At 60.9% G+C, this 16,045-nt stretch carries 14 protein-coding genes; 7 read left to right on the forward strand and 7 right to left on the reverse strand.

Features of this window, described 5'->3' with window-relative positions:
* Positions 1 to 2 precede the first annotated feature (2 nt).
* From KJA79_RS00570 to KJA79_RS00580, 3 genes are all read left to right on the forward strand, one after another.
* A complete protein-coding gene (locus KJA79_RS00570) occupies positions 3 to 995 on the forward strand; it encodes an amidohydrolase family protein (RefSeq protein ID WP_213040064.1) in 993 nt (330 codons plus the stop codon).
* A gap of 11 nt (positions 996 to 1,006) precedes the next feature.
* Positions 1,007 to 1,504 (forward strand): RNA polymerase sigma factor, encoded by a 498-nt coding sequence (locus KJA79_RS00575; RefSeq protein ID WP_213040065.1) that lies wholly within the window; start codon positions 1,007 to 1,009, stop codon positions 1,502 to 1,504.
* A 74-nt stretch (positions 1,505 to 1,578) separates the two neighbouring features.
* A complete protein-coding gene (locus KJA79_RS00580; protein WP_213040066.1) occupies positions 1,579 to 2,853 on the forward strand; it encodes a hypothetical protein in 1,275 nt (424 codons plus the stop codon).
* A gap of 25 nt (positions 2,854 to 2,878) precedes the next feature.
* Here KJA79_RS00580 and KJA79_RS00585 read toward each other — a convergent pair whose 3' ends face one another.
* Positions 2,879 to 3,241, reverse strand: a complete 363-nt coding sequence (locus KJA79_RS00585; protein ID WP_213040067.1) for a hypothetical protein — start codon at positions 3,239 to 3,241, stop codon at positions 2,879 to 2,881.
* 90 nt (positions 3,242 to 3,331) lie between these two features.
* Positions 3,332 to 3,967 carry a hypothetical protein gene (locus KJA79_RS00590; protein ID WP_213040068.1) on the reverse strand — a complete coding sequence of 212 codons (636 nt, stop codon included), beginning with the start codon at positions 3,965 to 3,967 and terminating at the stop codon, positions 3,332 to 3,334.
* Between the two features lie 565 nt (positions 3,968 to 4,532).
* On the opposite strand from KJA79_RS00590, the gene KJA79_RS00595 reads away from it, so the two are divergent.
* Positions 4,533 to 5,432 (forward strand): RnfABCDGE type electron transport complex subunit D, encoded by a 900-nt coding sequence (locus KJA79_RS00595; protein ID WP_213040069.1) that lies wholly within the window; start codon positions 4,533 to 4,535, stop codon positions 5,430 to 5,432.
* Complete coding sequence (locus KJA79_RS00600) at positions 5,429 to 6,781, forward strand: DUF2330 domain-containing protein (protein WP_213040070.1); 1,353 nt, start codon at positions 5,429 to 5,431, stop codon at positions 6,779 to 6,781. The genes KJA79_RS00595 and KJA79_RS00600 overlap by 4 nt, the downstream gene beginning before the upstream one ends.
* A gap of 92 nt (positions 6,782 to 6,873) precedes the next feature.
* Here KJA79_RS00600 and KJA79_RS00605 read toward each other — a convergent pair whose 3' ends face one another.
* A complete protein-coding gene (locus KJA79_RS00605) occupies positions 6,874 to 7,314 on the reverse strand; it encodes a DUF3617 domain-containing protein (protein WP_213040071.1) in 441 nt (146 codons plus the stop codon).
* A gap of 252 nt (positions 7,315 to 7,566) precedes the next feature.
* Between KJA79_RS00605 and KJA79_RS00610 the strand changes: the two genes are divergently transcribed.
* Together KJA79_RS00610 and KJA79_RS00615 are read left to right on the forward strand one after the other, a co-directional pair.
* The gene (locus tag KJA79_RS00610; RefSeq protein WP_213040072.1) at positions 7,567 to 7,959 is read left to right on the forward strand and encodes a DUF3015 family protein; all 393 of its coding nucleotides are present in this window, start codon (positions 7,567 to 7,569) and stop codon (positions 7,957 to 7,959) included.
* Between the two features lie 58 nt (positions 7,960 to 8,017).
* Positions 8,018 to 8,872, forward strand: coding sequence for a universal stress protein (locus tag KJA79_RS00615; RefSeq protein ID WP_213040073.1), 855 nt, complete (start codon positions 8,018 to 8,020; stop codon positions 8,870 to 8,872).
* Here KJA79_RS00615 and KJA79_RS00620 read toward each other — a convergent pair whose 3' ends face one another.
* The 4 genes from KJA79_RS00620 to KJA79_RS00635 form a co-directional block, all read right to left on the reverse strand.
* Positions 8,873 to 13,267, reverse strand: coding sequence for a DEAD/DEAH box helicase (locus tag KJA79_RS00620; RefSeq protein WP_213040074.1), 4,395 nt, complete (start codon positions 13,265 to 13,267; stop codon positions 8,873 to 8,875).
* A 395-nt stretch (positions 13,268 to 13,662) separates the two neighbouring features.
* Positions 13,663 to 14,133 carry a response regulator gene (locus tag KJA79_RS00625; RefSeq protein WP_343224221.1) on the reverse strand — a complete coding sequence of 157 codons (471 nt, stop codon included), beginning with the start codon at positions 14,131 to 14,133 and terminating at the stop codon, positions 13,663 to 13,665.
* Positions 14,134 to 14,260: 127 nt separating this feature from the next.
* The gene (locus KJA79_RS00630) at positions 14,261 to 14,905 is read right to left on the reverse strand and encodes a response regulator (RefSeq protein WP_213040076.1); all 645 of its coding nucleotides are present in this window, start codon (positions 14,903 to 14,905) and stop codon (positions 14,261 to 14,263) included.
* Positions 14,902 to 16,044, reverse strand: a complete 1,143-nt coding sequence (locus KJA79_RS00635; RefSeq protein ID WP_213040077.1) for a sensor histidine kinase — start codon at positions 16,042 to 16,044, stop codon at positions 14,902 to 14,904. The genes KJA79_RS00630 and KJA79_RS00635 overlap by 4 nt, the downstream gene beginning before the upstream one ends.
* Between the last annotated feature and the right edge of the window lies 1 nt (position 16,045).

The raw sequence follows: 16,045 nt of genomic DNA on the forward strand, positions 1-16,045 counted from the left end.
CTATGACGAACCCGGCCACAAAGACGCTCATCGATTGCCATGTGCATCTTGCAGCGCTCCCGGACGGCGACAACGGGTGCTACATCTCCCCCAAGACGCTCCGCAGTCCGCTGTTCCGGTTCCTGCTCTGGAAGCACAACCTCTCGCCGGACAAGCCGCGCGAGGCGAATCACAAATATCTCGCCGATCTCGTGAGCGAATTGCGGGCGTCACGCCATGTAGGGAAAGCCGTGCTGTTGGCCATGGACGGCGTCTATGATCACAATGGCCGGCTCAACCAGGCCCATACCGATTTTCTTATCGGCAATGACTATGTGTTAAACACCGCTCGAGCCCATCCAGACTTATTGCTGGCCGGGGTGTCGATCAATCCGCAACGGCGCGACGCCATCGACGAGGTGCACCGTTGCGCGGATGCAGGAGCCGTCCTGGTGAAGGTGCTCCCCAACGCGAAACAATTCGATCCGGCGAACCGTCGATACACCGCTTTTTATCGCGCACTGGCTGAACGCAAGCTGCCATTTCTGAGCCATGTCGGCTACGAGTTCAGCTTGATGGGCAAGGACCAATCCGTGGGCGACCCAGACCGCCTGCGTCTGGCGTTGGATGAGGGCGCCACCGTCATTGCCGCCCATGCCTGCAGCTACGGCCTGATCCTGTACGAAAAGTTCCTGCCGACGCTGCGCGATCTTGTGCAACGATACCCCCGTTTCCATGCGGATATTTCCGCCCTCACGCTCCCGAACCGGATGCGGATGCTGTTGCACTTGAGACGATACCCGGAGTTGCACGAACGCCTGCTCTTCGGCACGGATTATCCGCTGTCCGTCTTCCATGCGGCAGCCTGGGGCCGCGTGACACTCGGTACGTTACGCAGGATCATCAAGACCACGAACCGCTTCGATCGGCAGGTGGAAGTCTGCCGGGGCCTGAAACTGGGGTTTCGTTCATTCGGCGACCTCCTGCCACCCGCATCGACGTCGCTTCGAGGATGACCAGATTGGCCATGCAGCGAGACCTCATGTTGACCAGCTTGCGCGAAAGGATTCTGGCCTTCGCGACATCACGTGTCTCGAGGGATCTCGCCGAAGACCTCACCCAAGAGGTCCTGGTCCTGCTGCACGAAAAATATGCACGGGTCACAGACCTGACCGAACTGGTCCCGCTGGCGTTTCAGATCCTCCGGTTTCAGATGTTGGATGCCCACCGCAAATCGTTGCGGCGTGGCGAGTATCATCAGGACGCGATCGAAGATCTCCCACTGGCGGATCCCGGCGATGATCCGGCCACACAACTGGATCAAAAGCAACGTGTGGATCGGCTCTTGGCCGCCGTCGGTCAACTGGGAGGGCGCTGCCGGGACCTCTTCAGATGGAAATTGGAAGGACACAGCTTCCCCGAGATCCGGAAAATCATGGGCCAGACTTCCATCAACACCATTTACACGTGGGATCTCCGCTGTCGGAAACAGTTGTTGAGTCTCATGGGCGGAACGTGGGAATAAGTGTGGCACGTGACTGAGTGCTGAGCGAGTCGTGCTGCGCTTCATGATCGACGTGCCAGGAACAACGACCAACTATGTCTGAACACGAGCTAGAACACCTGTTGGGTGGCTTTGCGGCAGACACGCTGACGCCAGACGAACAACAGCGTCTCTATGCAGCGGCCCTGCAAGACCAGCGACTGTTCGATGCCCTGGCCGATGAACAAGCGCTGAAAGAATTGCTCGCGGATCCGGCCGTGCGTCGCCGACTGCTCGAAGCGTTACAGCAACCGGTTACGCAGGCGGCTGAACAGACCAGCCCCTGGTGGGCCTGGTTTCGAAAACCGGCCGGACTGGCCGTGACCGGAGGTCTCGCGGTCGCGCTCATCGCCCTCACCTTCGGCACGAGGATCTTTCAAGAAGGTCTCGATCGCCACACCCGCTCGGTCGTCACCGAGGAGCCGGTGTCCCCCTCAGCCATGAGCTCCTCACCATCAAGCGCCCCACCGCCGGCGCCATTGGCGTCAGAGCCGGCGACGAACGCCAACGCGAACGGCACGCCTCAGAGCCAACGCGCCAAGCAGGCGGCGAGCCGCGAAACACGAGCCGCACGACCACGCACCGATGCGACCGATCAAGCTCCCGCGGGAGAATCGAGCCAACCCGCCGAGCACGCACGCGTCTCGGAAGACCGCGCACGCGTGACGGAGACACCGCGCCCACCTGCCCCGGCCGCGGCACCCATGCTCAAGCCTGCCCCCTCCGCTTTATCCGGAGCTGCTGCCCCGGCGCCCGTCAACAGCGCCCGGGCGCTCTACTTCGGAGGCGTCTCTCCATCCACAGGAGCCGGAACGAGGACGGAAGGGAACACAGGCGCCGCCGCATCGGTGACATTGTTGGGGTTGCGCTACAGCTTTGTGATTCGAGGAAGCGACGGACAGAATCAGGAGGTCAGTGCCGCGACTGCCTCCAGAAGTACAGGGCCCGTGCGGTTACTGGTGGAGACCACCCATGACGGATATCTGCAACTCCTGCAGAATCTCGGATCGGCCGGGACCAGACTCTGGTGGCCCCCGCAGGAAACCGGGAAAATTTCGCTGAAGGCCGTCGCGAGGACACGGGTCGAGATTCCCATGCCTCCCCCGGCAGAGAGCGGCTTGCTCGATCTCGTCCTCCGGTTTTCACCGAAGCCCTTCGGCCCGCTCACAATGCAAGAGGTCGGCATGCTCGACCGGTTTTCCGGCAATCTGCTGATCGAGACCGTCTCCCCCGACGGAACCACCGGAGCCCGGGAGTTTGCGACGTATGTGATGAATTCTGACGCGTCACCCGCTGCTCAAATCGCCGTCGACATTCCCGTGAGCCGATAACGGGCGCCGCTGCCGCACCTTCAGATCAGGAAGAGAACCGCAACACCAACATCCCGGCAATCGCCGCCATCCCCCCGATGACACACAACACAAACCCCACGGCCCCGCCGACGAACCACGGTCGCATCCGGCGATACTCGCTCGGCGTCAGGAGAGAATGCAGGTCCACCGGCTTCCGCCACCACAGCGAAGGCAGGGACATCCTGGCAGCCAGCGTCCGATACAGTATGACGTGATACCACCAGCCGGCCGGAATGCCCATCAACAGGCCGGCGGCCAGGACCCAGATCCCAAACTCCACCATGAGGGGCGGCGTCACCACGACCGTCAGCAGGCCGGTCAACCCGATCAGTACCAGACTTCCCAACACAATCAGCAATTCGAGCATGGGCGTGAGTATACCGGAGACCGGGCAGGGAGGGCAGAATCCCGCCTGTACCGTGGACAAGATGGCAGGTGATCAGCGCGGGCGGCACCCTCACGGCGGTGCGTCGATATCGGTCCGATTCCAGGTGAGAAAGAATAGCAGCGTGTACTGATTGTAAAACGTACGGCCCACCAGTGTGGCGGACGACCCGAGAAATTCACCGGTGCGATTGTCATAGATGTCCAGGTGCAGCCGCGCATACCCGCTCTGATTCTGCTGTTTGTAGAGCGTCAGTTCCGGCAGCGCAAAGGGAATCAGCACACTCTGCACCGGCGGCATGCCGAAAAAGGTAATGCCCTGCATCGTGCCGAATGACTCGGCCATCACGCGCACAAGGTACGGCGATTCCGTGTCACGCGCCCGCACCAGATATCCTCGACGCCCCAATTCCGCCGCGACCAAGTCTCGAATGTAGAGGATATCGCGGGCCGGACTGTTCAACGAACCCAGGTCCGAGTTCGTCATGCGAAGCCGGGATCGGTCGCTTTCCAACCCGGTCGCATCCACTTCCACGTTGACGCCGCCTGGCAGTTGAAGGGTGAGATTCTTGAGCGCATGGGTCAGCGCCTGCGTCAGCAGCACCTGTTCCACCGCCGTTCGCGGCGTTCGGGACAACTCTTGCTCCAGCGAGCAACCTCCGAGTCCCATGACGAAGAGCACCACGAACCAAACACGACGCATTGGCATCTCGCACCGTCTCCATTGTCCTCTCAATGTTACGCATGAGCTATCTGCTGTTCAATGGGGGATGTCCCTAGCTGCTGAAGTCAACACTAGGCCGCGAAGAGGGAGCAGGATGCGTTCCGCTCATCAATGCCGACTTCCGGCCATTCCTGCTGACGGCCTCGGCGAGGTGGCTCGTTTCTGCAAGCATTGACCGAACATCGCCCCCCAATCTAACCGATGCTCTCTCAATTCAGCGAGCCGGGGGTCTCTGCTCTATTGCGCACGTCGAACGAGAGCTGTCTCAAGCCGGCCGTTCCGCGAGGTGCGCGACGCGAGGAAGAACGAGCGTCACGTTGGCGCACGCCGGCGAGCCTATCATGTCACAGGTCACCTCACGATTTCTTAAACCCACCCTCATTACCTCATTTCAGCGAGGCGGGGAGCTGTGCTCTACTGCGCGCGTCGAACGAGGGCTTTCTGAAGCCGCGCGTTCCGCGAGCAAAGAGTATAGCTCCCCGCCTTGCTCATTTCCCCGCCTGAAAGGATTTGTCTTCTCGCACCATATCCTCCTGTGAAGGGAGGCATCATGGAGCAGATTCACGGCATGTCCAAACCAGGCTTCTTAATCAATCGGCGCGATCCCCGCCTGTATCAGATCGTCAGCCTCGGGACGCTCCTGACGTACGGGCTCGTCTGGCTGCAGTTCGAGGTCTCCTTCCCACACATCGTGGTCACCATCGGGACCGCTCTGCTGGTGCAGTACGCCGCAACGCGCCTCGTCGGTCTCCCGACATTCGATCCCAAGAGCGCCCTCATCTCGTCGCTCTCACTCTGCCTGCTCCTCCGCACGAATGACCTTGCCGTATCGGCCGCGGCGGCGGTGCTGGCTATCAGCAGCAAGTTCCTTATTCGCTGGGGTCACAAGCACGTCTTCAACCCCACCGCCCTCGCGCTGGCCGTCGTGCTGGCGACCGGATTCGGGTGGATCTCGCCGGGCCAATGGGGCCACGTCGCCTGGTTCGGCTTTTTCATTGCCTGCCTCGGAAGCCTGGTCGTCACCGGTGCAGCGCGAGCCGATGTGACGTTGGCGTTTCTGTTGTTCTACAGCGGCCTCTTGGTCGCACGCGCCCTCTGGATCGGCGATCCGTTGACAATTCCGCTACATCAACTCGAAAGCGGCGCGCTCCTGATTTTTGCCTTCTTCATGATCTCCGACCCGAAGACCACGCCGGATTCCCGCACGGGACGGATCACCTATGCGCTCTGCGTCGCCCTCACCGCCTGCTACGTCCAATTCGGCCTGTTTCGTCCGACTGCTCCGCTGTGGGGACTCATCGTCTGTGCGCCGTTGGTTCCGCTGATCGACACCTGGCTGCCGGGCCGGCGGTATAACTGGCCTTGCCCCTCGCCCGACGACAGACCGCCCCCCACCCTGCTTCCGATGCTGAATTCATTACCCATCCCACGACCAAGGAGGTTCTCATGAAACGTTGGCTGCTTCCTGTTCTGATATTGACCGCCGGACTCGTCCTCTGGAGCGGTGAGGCCTCGGCCTTCTGCGGGTTCTATGTCGGTAAGGTCGACACGAAGTTGTTCAACAAGGCGTCGGAGGTGGCCATCGCGCGGCACGACGACAAGACGGTGATCACGATGGCGAACGACTTCACGGGTGACACGAAGGAGTTCGCGCTGGTCGTTCCGGTCCCGACGATCCTGGAGAAAGAACAGATCCATGTGAGTGATGCCGCAGTACTCGCACATCTCGCCGACTACTCGGCCCCGCGGCTCGTGGAATACTTCGACGAGAACCCCTGCCTGCGTGAGGAATTAATGGAACGCCGGAGCATGGATGCCATGAAAAACGTGGCGCCGGCAGCCGCCTCACCCAGGACGCGCGACAAGGCCCTGGGCATTACCATCGAGGCACAATATACCGTCGGCGAATATGACATCCTCATCCTCTCGGCCAAGGAAAGTGCCGGGCTCGAAACCTGGCTGACCGAGCATGACTACAAGATTCCCAACGGCGCCTCCCCGGTTCTGCACAGCTATCTCACACAAGGCATGAAATTTTTCGTAGCCAAGGTGAATCTCGGTGAGCAGGCGAAACTGGGACTGACGCACCTCCGGCCGTTGCAGATTGCCTTCGAATCGCCGAAGTTCATGTTGCCCATCCGGCTCGGTACCGTGAATGCCGACGGCGCGCAGGAATTGTTCATCTATCTACTGACTCAACAAGGACGGGTGGAGACGACGAACTACCGGACCGTGCGTCCCCCTGAGGCCCAGGAAGTGCCGCTGTACGTGAAGGACAGGTTCGGCGTTTTTTACCGTGACCTGTTCGCGCAACAGGTCAAGCGGGAGCATGAACGAGGTCTGTTCCTGGAATATGCCTGGGACATGAACTGGTGCGATCCCTGCGCCGCCAACCCGCTGTCGGCGGAAGAGCTGCGTAGTCTGGGCGTATTTTGGCAGGAGCCTCAGGGGCGCGGCAGGAGAGGGGCGTTCCAGCAAGGCCAGCAGGTGTTTCTCACTCGGCTGCATGTCCGATACGATGCCGCGCATTTCCCTGAAGATCTGATGTTCCAGGAAACGGCGGATCGTGCCAACTTCCAGGCACGCTACATCCTTCGCCATGCCTGGGCCGGCACGGATTCCTGTGCGGCAGCCGTCACCTACCGCCGACAGTTACCTGAACGATATGAGCGCGAGGCCCAAACACTGGCGTCGCTGACGGGGTGGAATATCGAGGACATCCGCCAGGAGATGCACCTCGCGTCACGGGGGCCCATCGAAGGCAAGAAGAAGTGGTATCAACGGTTGTGGGGCAACTGAGGGTTATAGGCGAGGCGGCACCGGAGGCCGGAACTACCGGCCTCCTTCAGCCAGCGGAAGCGAATTGTGCTCGCAAGATAGGAATCGGGAGGTTACTTTGAGGCACAGTCACCCGTTCGCTTTCCGTCGACCTTCATCGTCACGGAGAGCGCCTTGTCCCCCTTCGGCGTCGCCTTCCGAACGACGGAAAAGCTCGTGTTCGAGACCGTGCCTTCCACGCGGGTGATCGCATAGACCCCCTCGATCTCATAACTGACATTCCCACCGTGCATGGAGACATTCATCACTTTATTTGCCGGATTGGGCTTGAAGCCGTTGAGGGCATAGTAGTTAAAGACCGCGTCGGGATCGGCAAGGTGCTCTTCCTTCAGACAGCGGCTACGAGTGTCCGGTTTGCCTGCCTCGCCGTTACTGCTTTCCGTAACAGCCGTCACCTGATACTCCCCCGGCTTCAGAGGCACCGACTCCGCCCCCACTGCCGGTGCCGCGCAAATCACCCCCGCAATCACATACATCCCCACGCCTGTCTTCATCCCCAAACCTCCTTGTCATGCCGGGGTGCGTCTGCTCCTGGGCTCACCGAGATCCACCAGGACGCCTCGCCCGAATTCGTGCCCCACCAAGGACCCGGCGATTGTGCTCATGCCTTCAGGCATTGTCAACCGCTCCCTCCTGTCGGCACCGCAACGGCACGACTCTTCCCGGCTGATTTTCTCAATGACTATGGTATAGTCTGGCGCCATGCGCATGGAGCGTTGCATGGAGACAACCAGGAGGGTTCACCCATGACCACCGGCTATCGTTCGATGATCGCGGCATTCGGCGGATTGTTCCTCGTTCTGCTTTCGGCCTGCTCCTTCAAGGCCACCTTCAAGGAAACCACGGATACCACCTCCAATATCACCGGCACGACCTCCGGACGCATCTGGTGGAACGAGGACGGCATGCTGAAGCCCGAACACAAGGTGACCGCCTTCACCGCGTATAACGCGGAGAATCTCGAAACTGATGCCGCGCGCGGACAAGGCGAGTACCTGGCTTCGCTCCGCCAGCTCACCGCCACATTTGATGGACAGACCTTTCAGCCGACCGCGCAAGAGGTATTCAGCCGATGGAGTCGATCGGCGAGTCCCTCGGCCACCGACCTTGTGACAGACCTCCAGGCGTCGGCACGCTGACCATCGAACGAGCCGTCGCAAAAGATTGCACCGCACCTCACCGGAGTTCGACATCAACATGCATGCGCCTCGCACGTCGCTTGTGATTCACCGTATCTTCCACCCCACGGATTTTTCAGAAGACAGTCAGGTGGCATTCGCCCACGCCCTCAAGCTGGCCCTGGCGTACCGAGCCGAACTCACGATCATGCACGTGGATCCCGAGGTCTCGCCTGAGGGATTCGAGGACTTTCCCCGCGTTCGCCCGACGCTGGCTAAATGGGGGCTGCTGCCGGAATCCAGTGCGAAGGGCGACGTCACGAGGCTTGGTTTGCACATCCGAAAGGTGCGCGCCCTGGCCTCAGACGCCAAACAAGCGATCATCCATCACCTGACGGCCGCCCCCACCGATCTCATGGTCTTGGCCACGCATCAACACGAAGGGTTCGCCCGGTGGGTGCATCACTCGCTGGCTGAACCGGTCTCGCGACACATGCATGTGAAGACCTTGTTCGTCCCGTCGCATGTCCAGGGTTTTGTTGACAGGGAGACCGGGAACACTTCGCTCAACCGACTCCTGTTACCGATCTCTCTCACCCCGCCGTCTCAACCGGCTATCGATGCGGCGACCGCGCTGGTCTCTCAATTGAACGTGTCACCGGTGACGCTGACATTGGTTCATGCCGGACAGGAACCGGACCCGACTGCACTGGTGCTTCCGGACAAGCCTGACTGGTCCTGGAACCAGCTGTTCGGGCAAGGCGATCCTGTGGAATGGGTTCTGGCAGCAGGCGCCGAGTTCGATGTGGATGTGATCGTCATGGCAACGAAGGGACAGGATAGCGTGCTGGACATGTTGCGCGGCAGCACGACGGAACGCGTGCTGCGCGGAGCGCGCTGCCCGGTGCTTGCGATCCCGGCGCCGCTGGTCTGATCAGGAGCGAACGTCCCGTCGAGCGACTTCCAATGTCGGCGACTCCTGCCGATCGTGCGTATCACGCCCGGTCACGGTGCGGACCACCAGCCCGTCGCGAAACACCACGAAATTTGACGGCACTGCGGCAATTCGAGGACCAGGCAATATCACACCCGCAAGATTCAGCGGATCGGCGGCCGAGAGCTTGATCTCCTGTTGATGTGCGCTGCCCGGGCGTTTTTTCATCGCTCGCAGGGATTCCAATGCCGACGGCAACGCAAACTGCTCTCCCGTAAACCCGCTCACAAACCGGCCGCCACGAATTTCCCCGGTGAATTCGAGCCGCCGATAACACACCAGCAGATCGCGCCAGGAAGACACGATCGACTCACGCGCCAGCAGGTCCCGGAACACCACTCCGTAGCGCTGCAGCAGCTGCCTCGCCACACGCTCGGAAGCCTCTGCTGCCGTGCGCGGATCCGATGAAATAGCGGTTGGTCTCAACAGAGACCAACGGCCGCCGACATGGCGTGGCCGACGGCTGCGATCGGACGCCTCCGCCCGCCGCCGCTTGGGATCGATGAGGGCGCGCAGATTGTCAAACCCATCGGCCGTGACGAGCCCGGCTGCCACCAACTCCCACAACCCGTCTTCCACCTCCGAGGCCAACAACCTGGTTCCATGCAGCAGCTCGCTGAAAAAACTGGCGCCACGATCCTGCAGGCAACGACGAATCGCCTGTGCCGGCGAACTCAGTCTGGCCGAGAGATCAAACCGGGCCAACGCTTCTCCTGTCGAGGCGAGCAAGACCGGCGCATCTTCCCTCGCAAACAGCCCCACCGGCGCCACGCGCGTGGGAACGACCCGACGCCCAGGCACCGCCGCCAATTCCTGCATCAGCCGCGGATGGGGAGTTACGCGTCCCCACATCAGCGCCCCGCTCAGGCACAGTCGATCCAGCCATTCCGGCTGGTATTTGGCCATCCGGACGCGCAGGATTTGGCTTTCCCAGGCCGACGCCGCCGCCTCGAATCCACCCAGCTGCTTCACCACTTCCAGCAACCCTGCTTCTCCATGTAGGCGCGCACCGGGCGCGGCCCGCTGCCATTGAAACAGGAACCGCATGAACTCGGCGGCCGAGACCGGCTCGATCTCCTTGCGCAGCCGGCCGATGGTGAGACGATGGATGCGCGCAAGGAGACGCCGATGGCACCACTCAACAACGTCACTCGTCGTTCGTGAGGCGTGCAGCGAAAATCGGCCACGGAGGACATGGCCCTGCGCTTCCAATCGCAACATCGCCCCATACACATCCTGCGTCGCCAGGTGCAGACGAGCGGCCAAAGCTCCCGCGGTCGTCGGCCCGATACTTTCCATCCATCCCAACACGACGCGGGTCAGCACTTCGTCGCGCTCGACCACGTCTGTGTCCTCATTCGAGGCGGAAGAGGGCTCGATCCGGGCGTCAGAAAACAGCTGCCGTCCGTAGTGTCGACACTCCGCAGCCAGCCACCCCACTTTGGTGCCTCCCTGCCACAACGTCACCAGGCGACCCGCAGCCGACAGGGTGGGCACGAGCAGATCCCAGCCGGGCATAGATTCACAAGGCACCCATCCGAGAGACAACAGCGCGTCATGAAATTCTTCCGCATCGCGCACCACCGGCCACGATTCGTCGATGACCTGATCGATGGCCGTCTGATCCAAGGCGCCCATCTCACCAGCCAATTCCGGCGGCAGCGTGCGTCGCATGTCCACCGCCCTCGCCCGGCGTTCCTCCAGCGGCGCGTCGTCGAGAAACGCATAGGGATTGGCATTGAGAATTTCGTGGCAAAAGACGGAAGGCAAGGGCGTATCGACAGCCCGACAGGCAATCGCGCCGCTCTCGATTCGTTCCAATACCGCAATCAAGCCGTCCACATCCATCGCCTCAGTCAGACAATCACGGATGGTTTCCTGGGCCAGGGGATGGTCGGGAATTTGCCGGATCGTGCGTTCGCCTTGAAAATTATCCTGGCAAGCAATCGCGTCCGGAAAGACCGCCGCGAGGAGATCTTCGGCACGCATGCGTTGAATCTGCGGCGGAACCCGCTTGCCGCCGACACATCGGAGCAGGGCCAGAGCACGCGAGGCATTCCAGCGCCAGCGCGTCATGAACATGGGAGCCTGCAAGACCGCTTGCGTCAACACCTCCCGCAAGGTCCCGGGACTGAGGAACGCGAACACGGTGTCGAGTGGAAAACTGTGTTTCTCCCCCAACGACAGCACAATGCCTTCGTCCGTGGCAGCGGCCTGCAATTCAAAGTCGAACGTCACACAAAACCGTTTTCGCAAGGCCAGGCCCCAGGCGCGATTGACTCGTCCGCCGAACGGGGCATGGATGACCAATTGCATACCGCCGCTCTCGTCAAAGAAGCGCTCCGCGACGATGGTCTGTTGGGTCGGGACTGTTCCGAGCACCGCCTTCCCCGCCAGAATGTATTCGACCGCCTGCTGTGCCCCGCGTTGATCCAGCCCGCATTCCTGCTTCAGCCATTGCACCGGCGGCGTGAAGAAGGCCGCAGTGGATGGGGTGGCGCCCAGGCGCTGATCGATCTCGTCCCGCAGCGTCGCCACCTCCGAGGAGAGATCCGCCGTTCTCGCCGGAGCCTCTCCACGCCAAAAGGGAATCGTCGGAGGTGCCCCCTGCGCATCCTCGACACGCATCTTGCCGGTTTCGACCCCTTTGATGCGCCAGGACGTATTGCCCAGCAGAATGATGTCCCCGGCCAGGCTTTCAACCGCGAAGTCCTCATCCACCGACCCGACTACCGTGCCGTCCGGCTCGGCAATCACGACATAGTTGGCCGTATCGGGAATGGCGCCGCCGGAGGTGATGGCCGTCAATCTCGCCCCCCGACGTCCTCTGATGCGATGGTTGATGCGATCATGGTGGAGATAGGCTCGTCCCCGGCCACGGCTGGTGACGAACCCCTCGGCCAACATGTGTACCACCGCATCGAACGAGGCGCGGGTAAGATCGCGATAGGGCATGGCCCGTCGGCAGAGCTCAAACAACTCCGTCTCATCCCAGGACTGCGTCGCAGCCGCCGCCACGATCTGTTGGGCCAAGACGTCCAATGGCGCCGGCGGTACCTCGATACGGTCCAGCACCCCAGTTCTGATCGCCCGGATCAACGCGGCACATTCAATCAGCTCATCGCGTGTCGTGGCGAAGAGTCGCCCTTTGGGGATTGCGTGGACCCAATGGCCGGCCCGACCGATGCGTTGTAGACAGGTCGCGATGGAACGGGGCGAGCCGATCTGGCACACGAGGTCAACAGTTCCGACATCGATGCCGAGTTCCAATGACGCCGTGGCCACCACCACCCGGACAGCCCCTGTCTTCAGGCGATCCTCCGCCGACAAACGAATCTCGCGCGACAAACTGCCGTGGTGCGCCGCCACAACATCTTCCCCCAGATGCCGCAGCCGTTCTTGCAGATAGTGGGAAACCCTCTCCGCCAGGCGGCGGGTATTCACAAATACGAGTGTGGAGCGATGCGCCTCGACCAGGGAGGCCACTCGGTCGTACACGTCGCTCCAAATTGCATTGGTGGCGACGGCACCCAGTTCGTCCTTGGGCACCTCTACGGCGAGATCCATGTCGCGCCGGTGTCCCACGTCGATGATCGTGCACGGCACAGCGCTGATGGCTGATGGCCGATGGCCGACCGCTTCGCATAGCATGTGACCGTTGACGGTTGACGCGCTTCTATTCCCCACCAAAAACTCTGCAACGGTCCCGATCGGCCGCTGGGTGGCGGACAGACCGATCCGCTGGACGACCCCACCGGCCAGCGCCGCCGCCCGCTCCAGGGATAGGGCCAGATGTGCTCCGCGCTTGTTCGGCGCCACGGCATGAATTTCATCCACAATGACCGTGCACACGGTCCTCAGCATTGCCCGGCTTTTCTCCGCGGTAAGCAAGATGAACAACGATTCAGGCGTCGTAATCAGGATGTGCGGCGGTCGCCGGAGCATCTGCTGGCGCTCGGTCATCGGTGTGTCGCCGGTCCGTACAACAACCCGCAGGTCCGGCAGCAGTAACCCGGCCGCCAACGCGGCCTGGCCGATCTCGGTCAGCGGCTGCTGAAGATTTTTCTGGACGTCGTTGCTCAACGCTTTCAACGGCGAAACATAGAGGATCTGAGTTTCGTCGCGGAGATCACAGCGCAGGGCCTGGCAAAACAGCCTGTCAATGCAGGAGAGGAAGGCCGCCAGTGTCTTGCCCGACCCGGTCGGGGCAGAGATCAAGAGGTCACGCCCGGATTGAATAGCCGGCCAAGCCCGTATTTGCACGTCCGTCGCGGAAGCGAAGCGTCCCGTGAACCAATTGGTGATGATGGGATGAAAGGGCAAGGCCGGGGTCATCGGCTGATCGTAACACAACCAAGGAAGCCAACATATCTACGGCCGGAACGGCGGGAACAGTCACCGGTGTGGAAGGCGTGTATCCTGGAGCAGGTGCGTGAACCGGGGAGGCACGATATTGCCCAGTGCGGGGCATTACCTCATTGCGCCGCCATACGTTTTCAAGATGTCGTACGATAACCGGCATTCACTGCAGTAGTTTCTCGAAAATCGTACCTGGGACGGGGTCACGACATGCCGCGCGAGATAACTGGGAAAGTCGACCCAGCAATGCGTGCCCCTCGCCGGAAATCCATCATCACGAACCCGCCGGCACAACTCACACATCGGTACGACTCGGACCATCGGCGGTCTCCTTTTGCGCGAATCCATCACCTGGCCGGACAGACAGGCGCTCAGTTGTCTTTCATGCGAGACACCTGCGTCTCAAGACCGTCCGGCCAACAGACGCGTTCCCCTTGCAACACCCGGCCAAGATAATGCCCGAGATCGACCGTGAGATGCTTGACGAGATACCCCTTTGCTCCCGCCTCGAACGCTGCCCTGACGTAGATCGGGTCTTCATGCAGGGAGAAAAAGACGACTTTCGTGTTCGGCAGCGTTTCATATAACTGTCGAGCCGCCCCGAGGCCCTCGAGAAACGAGAGGGAAAAATCGAGAATCACCAAGTCGGGAGCAAGTTTTCTTGCCGTCAAGACGATGGCTTCCGCTTCGGTTTCTGAAGAAACGACATCGAATTGAGGCTCCAACAAAATCTCCAGAAACGCCAGCATGGATCGTGACGAGTCGCCGAGGAGGACGCGCGGACGGGGAAACTTTTTTCTCATAGTCCTACGAGTGACTGCGTAGTCAAAAAGATGGCGCATAGTAGGCAAGTGCAGGGAAAACCACACGCGTAATAAAGCGGGGGCAATCACTCAAAAAATACCAGTCATCATGCCAGTATTTCCCTAACCTGCCGCTCGGTAGGCCGAGCTCAAAAGGTTGGGCACATTAAATCTGGCTGGTGAGGCCCTGCGCCAGGGCGTATTTGACGAGTTCGACGGTCGTGTGCAGATTCAACTGTTCCATGATCTGCCCTTTGTGGAATTCAACGGTGCGGGGAGAAATCTTCAGAGTTGCGGCAATATCCTTGACCGTATGCCCTTCGGCCAACAGTTGGAGCACCTCGCGTTGGCGAGTCGTAAGTTCGGGGCCGGAGGGCGCTCCGCCGTCGACGCCCCGTAACATGCTTTCCACGACTTCCTTGGTAACCAGCGGGGTGACGTAGAAATTCCCGCCCCTCACCGCCCGTATCGCCTGGGCTAACTCCTCGCCCACGCATCGTTTCAATAAATAGGCGGACGCACCGGCTTCAAATGCCGCCCGCACATAGGCCGGGTCGGCGTGCATCGTGATAAACACCACTTTGATCTCGGGATACTTGACCTTAAGGACACGAGCGGCATCGATCCCATTGAGTACCGGCATCGAGATGTCGAGAATCACGATATCCGGCTTCAACTGCGGGACGGCGTCCAGCAACGCGCGTCCGTCTCCAACCGTGCCGACCAGTTCACACTGATCGTCCAACAGGCGCCGAAACCCTTCCAGCACCAGGGTATGATCATCCGCCAACAACACGCGCGGCAGCGTCATATCGCCACCCTGACCAGCGGCACATACATCGAGACCGTCGTGCCCTTTCCCGGAATCGATTCAATCTCACAGGTACCCTGAACCGACAAGAGACGCTCGCGCATATTCAGCAAGCCCAGCCCGCCTTCCCCCTTGTTGACCAGCAGTTGATCGAACCCTTGTCCGTCGTCACGCACCACCACCACCACCCCGTCGTCTTCCACGGTGACCTCCACCTCTACCCGAGTCGCCTTCGCATGCCGGGCAATGTTGGACAAACTCTCCTGCACGACCCGGTACAAGGCCGTTGACGCGGCCTTATCCAACTGATGGTCGAGCGGCTGATGGACAAAAAGAATTTTCACGCCGGTCCGGCTGGAAAAGTCATCCAACAGCCGTTGCAGAGCGGCCTTCAATCCCAAATCATCCAAGATAGAGGGGTGGAAGCGATAGGCCATGTAGCGCACATCGTCGGACAGTTCCTCCAACCCCTTCAACACATGGCGAACCCCGATGTGTACATCGCCAGGATCCCCCGCAATGTGCCGATCAACCTCCTGCAACTCCAACAACAAGAGGGCCAGCCGCTGATTGACATCATCATGTAAGTCCCGTGCGATTCGTCGACGTTCCTCTTCTTGCGCGGTGAGAATACGTCCGGTGAGGACATGCAGCTGCTCCTCGCTCCGCTCCAACGCCATGCGGCTGGCGGCTAAGTCCGCGGTCCGCGCCTCGACGCCTTGCTCCAGCCGCTCATTGATTTCCTTCAAAAGGGACTCCGTACGACGGCGCTGATACACGAACAACACCGGAACCCAAATACCGAAGAGGCTGAAGAGATGATTAACCCACTCGAACCAGGACGGAAGGCCGGGAACGCGAGGGCTGAACGGAGCGGCGACGATGGTCAGGAGGGAGCAGGCGCCGGCGGTGGCGATCGGCAACCAGCGGTACTGGCTCGCGGAAGACAGCAACACCACGGCGCTGTACAACACCGCGTTCGCTACCCCCAGCGGCAACTGAAGGTCCAGGACAAAAAAGAGACAGGCCAGCAGGCCGGCCAACCCGACCATCACATGCTGTCGCCGCTGGCCCAGAACATCGACTGACCGGTCGACCTGATCCATCCGCTTGTCTCGCCGTTGGTTGAATGGCGCCATC

It is taken from the genome of Nitrospira defluvii, from assembly GCF_905220995.1.
GTDB lineage: Bacteria > Nitrospirota > Nitrospiria > Nitrospirales > Nitrospiraceae > Nitrospira_A > Nitrospira_A defluvii_C.

Excerpts from the sequence above, each read along its gene's own strand:
- KJA79_RS00570 (WP_213040064.1), top strand. The coding sequence starts at position 3 with ATGACGAACCCGGCCACAAAGACGCTCATCGATTGCCATGTGCATCTT.
- KJA79_RS00575 (WP_213040065.1), top strand. The coding sequence starts at position 1,007 with ATGCAGCGAGACCTCATGTTGACCAGCTTGCGCGAAAGGATTCTGGCC.
- KJA79_RS00580 (WP_213040066.1), top strand. The coding sequence starts at position 1,579 with ATGTCTGAACACGAGCTAGAACACCTGTTGGGTGGCTTTGCGGCAGAC.
- KJA79_RS00585 (WP_213040067.1), bottom strand. The coding sequence starts at position 3,241 with ATGCTCGAATTGCTGATTGTGTTGGGAAGTCTGGTACTGATCGGGTTG.
- KJA79_RS00590 (WP_213040068.1), bottom strand. The coding sequence starts at position 3,967 with ATGCCAATGCGTCGTGTTTGGTTCGTGGTGCTCTTCGTCATGGGACTC.
- KJA79_RS00595 (WP_213040069.1), top strand. The coding sequence starts at position 4,533 with ATGGAGCAGATTCACGGCATGTCCAAACCAGGCTTCTTAATCAATCGG.
- KJA79_RS00600 (WP_213040070.1), top strand. The coding sequence starts at position 5,429 with ATGAAACGTTGGCTGCTTCCTGTTCTGATATTGACCGCCGGACTCGTC.
- KJA79_RS00605 (WP_213040071.1), bottom strand. The coding sequence starts at position 7,314 with ATGAAGACAGGCGTGGGGATGTATGTGATTGCGGGGGTGATTTGCGCG.
- KJA79_RS00610 (WP_213040072.1), top strand. The coding sequence starts at position 7,567 with ATGACCACCGGCTATCGTTCGATGATCGCGGCATTCGGCGGATTGTTC.
- KJA79_RS00615 (WP_213040073.1), top strand. The coding sequence starts at position 8,018 with ATGCATGCGCCTCGCACGTCGCTTGTGATTCACCGTATCTTCCACCCC.
- KJA79_RS00620 (WP_213040074.1), bottom strand. The coding sequence starts at position 13,267 with ATGACCCCGGCCTTGCCCTTTCATCCCATCATCACCAATTGGTTCACG.
- KJA79_RS00625 (WP_343224221.1), bottom strand. The coding sequence starts at position 14,133 with ATGCGCCATCTTTTTGACTACGCAGTCACTCGTAGGACTATGAGAAAA.
- KJA79_RS00630 (WP_213040076.1), bottom strand. The coding sequence starts at position 14,905 with ATGACGCTGCCGCGCGTGTTGTTGGCGGATGATCATACCCTGGTGCTG.
- KJA79_RS00635 (WP_213040077.1), bottom strand. The coding sequence starts at position 16,044 with ATGGCGCCATTCAACCAACGGCGAGACAAGCGGATGGATCAGGTCGAC.